The sequence below is a fragment of the Parasphingorhabdus sp. genome (genome assembly GCF_041748495.1).
GTDB lineage: Bacteria > Pseudomonadota > Alphaproteobacteria > Sphingomonadales > Sphingomonadaceae > Parasphingorhabdus.
The window spans coordinates 1-3,855 of record NZ_JBGTDD010000175.1 but is presented as its reverse complement, the minus strand read 5'-3'; the positions used below and the strand labels follow the sequence as shown (position 1 = coordinate 3,855).

The following is a 3,855-nucleotide window of genomic DNA, read 5'->3' as shown; positions in this document are numbered from 1 at the left end:
GGCATAAGCACTATCCTCCAGAAAATGACTTCGCCTGCGAGCCGGTCATTTTCTGGAGGATAGTGCTTAGCAAACCAAAACGGCTGAAGCCTTATACCAGCTACAAGCTGGTGGGTTTACTCCAAAGGTGAGACACTAAATCAGCCCGGAAAGCGGACTCGACGGGTCGGCATACATCCTGCGCCCCATTCTTCCGGACAGATAGGCCTCACGCCCTGCCTGCACCGCCAGCTTCATCGCCCGCGCCATCCGCACCGGTTCCTTTGCCTCGGCAATGGCGGTATTCATCAACACGCCGTCGCAGCCAAGCTCCATTGCTACCGCGGCATCACTCGCAGTCCCGACCCCGGCATCGACCAGCACCGGCACGCTGGCGCCCTCGACGATCAGCCGGATCGTCACCCGGTTCTGAATACCGAGCCCGGACCCGATCGGCGCACCCAGCGGCATGATCGCCACAGCGCCCGCATCTTCCAGCTGTTTCGCTGCAATCGGATCGTCGACGCAATAGACCATCGGCTTGAACCCTTCCTTCGCCAACACCTCGGTCGCCTCGAGCGTTTCGCGCATATTGGGATAAAGCGTCTTTGCCTCGCCGAGCACTTCCAGCTTGACCAGATCCCAACCGCCGGCCTCGCGCGCCAGCCGCAGGGTACGGATCGCGTCCTCGGCATTGAAGCAGCCTGCAGTGTTCGGCAGATAGGTGACTTTCTTGGGATCGATAAAGTCCATCAATACCGGCTTGTTCCGGTCGGTGACATTGACCCGGCGGATGGCCACGGTGACGATCTCCGCGCCCGATGCTTCGACCGCAGCGGCATTTTCCGCGAAGTCCTTGTATTTGCCGGTGCCGACAATCAGACGCGAGCGGAATGTCCGCCCCGCTACCGTCCAGCTGTCGTCACCGGAACCGCCACCGACGAAATGCACGATTTCCATTTCATCGCCCTGCTCGACGATGACGTCGTCCAGCGTCGAGCGGGTGACTATCTCCCGGTTGCGCTCCACCGCCACCTTGGCCGGATCGAGATCAAGCGAACGCACCAGATCGGCAATCGAGCCGCCCGCTGCAAACTTGTGGTCATCGCCGTTCAACCGGATCTGAATTTCAGCCATTTCGGTAACTTTCATGTCTTTGATCTCGCTTTTCAAAAACGAGCCATATAAAGAGGGCGCTCCAGTCGCAACCAAAAGCCTTGGGGAGGAACCAATATCTTGGCGGCCAAGACCATCTATATATTGAACGGACCCAATCTCAACCTGCTCGGCATGCGCGAACCCGAAATCTACGGTTCGGAAACACTCGACGAGATCGCCGGGCAGATCGAAGACCATGCCCGGACGCTCGGCTTCGACGTCGATATTCGCCAGAGCAACCATGAAGGCCATCTGGTCGACTGGCTGCATGAAGCTGCCGCGGAAGGCGCACATGCGGCGATTCTCAACGCCGGTGCCTTGACCCACACATCGCTCGCCTTGTTCGACGCGATCAAGGCGATCGGTACCCCGGTGATCGAAGTGCATCTTTCTAATCCTGCCGCGCGCGAGGAATTTCGCCACAAGAGTTTCATTGCGCCGGTTGCAAAAGGAACGATTTGCGGCTTTGGTGCATTTGGCTATCAACTGGCGCTGGACGCTGCCAGCAAATTTTAACGACAGCATAAGGACAGAATATGCCTGCAAAAAAAGAATCGGGTGAAGGCATGAATGTAGATATAAAGCTGGTGCGCGATCTGGCCGCCATTCTCGAGAAAGCCGGCCTGACCGAAATCGAAGTCGAGGATGGTGACCGCAAGATCAAGGTCGCCCGCGGCGGCGGAACCTATATTTCTGCCCCTGCCGCATATGCGCCGCCTGCTCCGGCGGCAGCTGCCCCGACACCGGAAGCGGCCGCCGCGCCGGTTGATGATCACGCCGGCGCACAGAAATCGCCGATGGTCGGCACCGCCTATCTCGCGGCTGAACCCGGTGCCGCGAATTTCATCAGCGTGGGCGACAAGGTTGCCGTGGGCGATACTTTGCTGATCGTCGAAGCGATGAAGGTAATGAACCCGATCACCTCCGAGACGGCTGGCACAGTCAAGGCCATTCTGGTCGAAAATGGTCAGCCGATCGAATATGACCAGCCCCTGGTCGTGATCGCTTGAGGCCCCCAGCGTGACCATTGAAAAGATCCTGATTGCCAATCGCGGGGAAATTGCGCTGCGGATTTTGCGCGCGGCAAAGGAACTGGGCATCGAAACCGTTGCCGTTCACAGCACCGCCGATTCAGACGCCATGCACGTGCGGCTTGCCGATCAGGCGGTTTGTATCGGCCCGCCCCCTGCCGCCGACAGCTATCTGTCGATCCCGGCAATCATTTCGGCTGCCGAGATCAGCGGCGCCGATGCGATTCATCCCGGCTATGGCTTCCTCTCGGAGAATGCCCATTTTGCCGAAGTCGTCGAAGCGCACGACATCAAATGGATCGGCCCCAAGCCCGAGCATATCAAGATCATGGGCGACAAGGTTGCAGCCAAGAAGACCGCTGGCGATCTCGGCATTCCGTTGGTGCCGGGTTCGGCCGGTGCGGTCAGCGAGATCGAGGAAGCCAAGCGGGTGGCTGCAGAAGTCGGCTATCCGGTGATCATCAAGGCTGCATCCGGCGGCGGTGGTCGCGGCATGAAAGTGGTCAACAGCGAGACCGAGCTGGAAACCCAGATGAAACAGGCGGGCACCGAGGCCAAGGCGGCCTTTGGTGACGCCACGGTCTATATTGAAAAATATCTCGGTGATCCGCGCCATATCGAATTTCAGGTGTTCGGCGATGGCCGCGGCAATGCAATTCACTTGGGCGAGCGCGATTGTTCGCTGCAGCGCCGACACCAGAAAGTGCTCGAGGAAGCACCGTCTCCCGTAATCAGCGCCGAGCAGCGCGAACGCATGGGCAAGGTCTGCGTCGACGCGATGAAGGGCATGCAATATCGCGGCGCCGGGACAATCGAATTTCTTTACGAGAATAACGAATTCTACTTCATCGAAATGAACACCCGCCTGCAGGTCGAGCATCCGGTGACCGAAATGATCACCGGCTTTGATCTGGTGCGCGAACAGATTCGCATTGCCGATGGTCGTGAGCTGTCGGTGAGTCAGGAAGATCTGGTATTCAGTGGTCATGCCATCGAATGCCGGATCAACGCCGAAAATCCGAAGACCTGGGCGCCCTCGCCCGGCAAGGTCACCAGCTATCACGCGCCAGGCGGCATGCATGTCCGGGTCGATAGCGGCCTTTACGCGGGCTATTCGATCCCGCCTTATTATGACAGCATGATTGCCAAATTGATCGTCTATGGCCGCACCCGCGACGGCTGCATGATGCGCCTCGCCCGCGCGCTTGACGAATTTGTCATCGAAGGCGTCCAGACCACGATCCCGCTGCACCAGAAGCTGGTGTATGATCCGGAATTTCAGTCCGGCGAATATACGATCAAATGGCTGGAGGAATGGCTGGAGAAGGATAATCTGAAGGATTAGGCCTGTCCTGCTGAAGATCCGCTATGCCCCCGCGCAGACGGCGGTCCATCTCAAGGCTTACCTTGACTCCCGATGGTTGATGTTACGCGCTCCGCCTCCCGAGCACCACATCGTCCCTGACCGCCCGTTTCCCATATATGATGTGGATCCCCGCCTGCGCGGCGATGGAATGGCCAAGAGCTTCGTTCAGGTTCATCCCACCTTTCCTGAACATAACAACTCAGTTCAGGACCTAGACAGGGTTAACACTCTATCACCGGTTGTACAGATGCGGCAAATGGAGTCGCCAGCAACAGGAGTAAGCCATGCGTATATTTCTCTTTCCAGGCCTGATGGCTGCCA

General features: G+C 58.4%; 4 protein-coding genes. 3 read left to right on the top strand and 1 reads right to left on the bottom strand.

Features of this window, described 5'->3' with window-relative positions; translation table 11 throughout:
* Positions 1-135 precede the first annotated feature (135 nt).
* Positions 136-1,131 carry a sulfur carrier protein ThiS gene (thiS, locus tag ACEW8J_RS14990; RefSeq protein WP_373492447.1) on the bottom strand — a complete coding sequence of 332 codons (996 nt, stop codon included), beginning with the start codon at positions 1,129-1,131 and terminating at the stop codon, positions 136-138.
* 84 nt (positions 1,132-1,215) lie between these two features.
* Between thiS and aroQ the strand changes: the two genes are divergently transcribed.
* The 3 genes from aroQ to accC are packed head-to-tail and all read left to right on the top strand — an operon-like array spanning position 1,216 to position 3,513.
* Positions 1,216-1,653 carry a type II 3-dehydroquinate dehydratase gene (gene aroQ / locus ACEW8J_RS14985; RefSeq protein ID WP_373492446.1) on the top strand — a complete coding sequence of 146 codons (438 nt, stop codon included), beginning with the start codon at positions 1,216-1,218 and terminating at the stop codon, positions 1,651-1,653.
* A 20-nt stretch (positions 1,654-1,673) separates the two neighbouring features.
* Entirely contained in the window at positions 1,674-2,147 is a 474-nt protein-coding gene (gene accB / locus ACEW8J_RS14980) for an acetyl-CoA carboxylase biotin carboxyl carrier protein (protein WP_373492445.1), read from the top strand.
* 10 nt (positions 2,148-2,157) lie between these two features.
* Entirely contained in the window at positions 2,158-3,513 is a 1,356-nt protein-coding gene (gene accC / locus ACEW8J_RS14975; RefSeq protein WP_373492444.1) for an acetyl-CoA carboxylase biotin carboxylase subunit, read from the top strand.
* Positions 3,514-3,855: the final 342 nt, after the last annotated feature.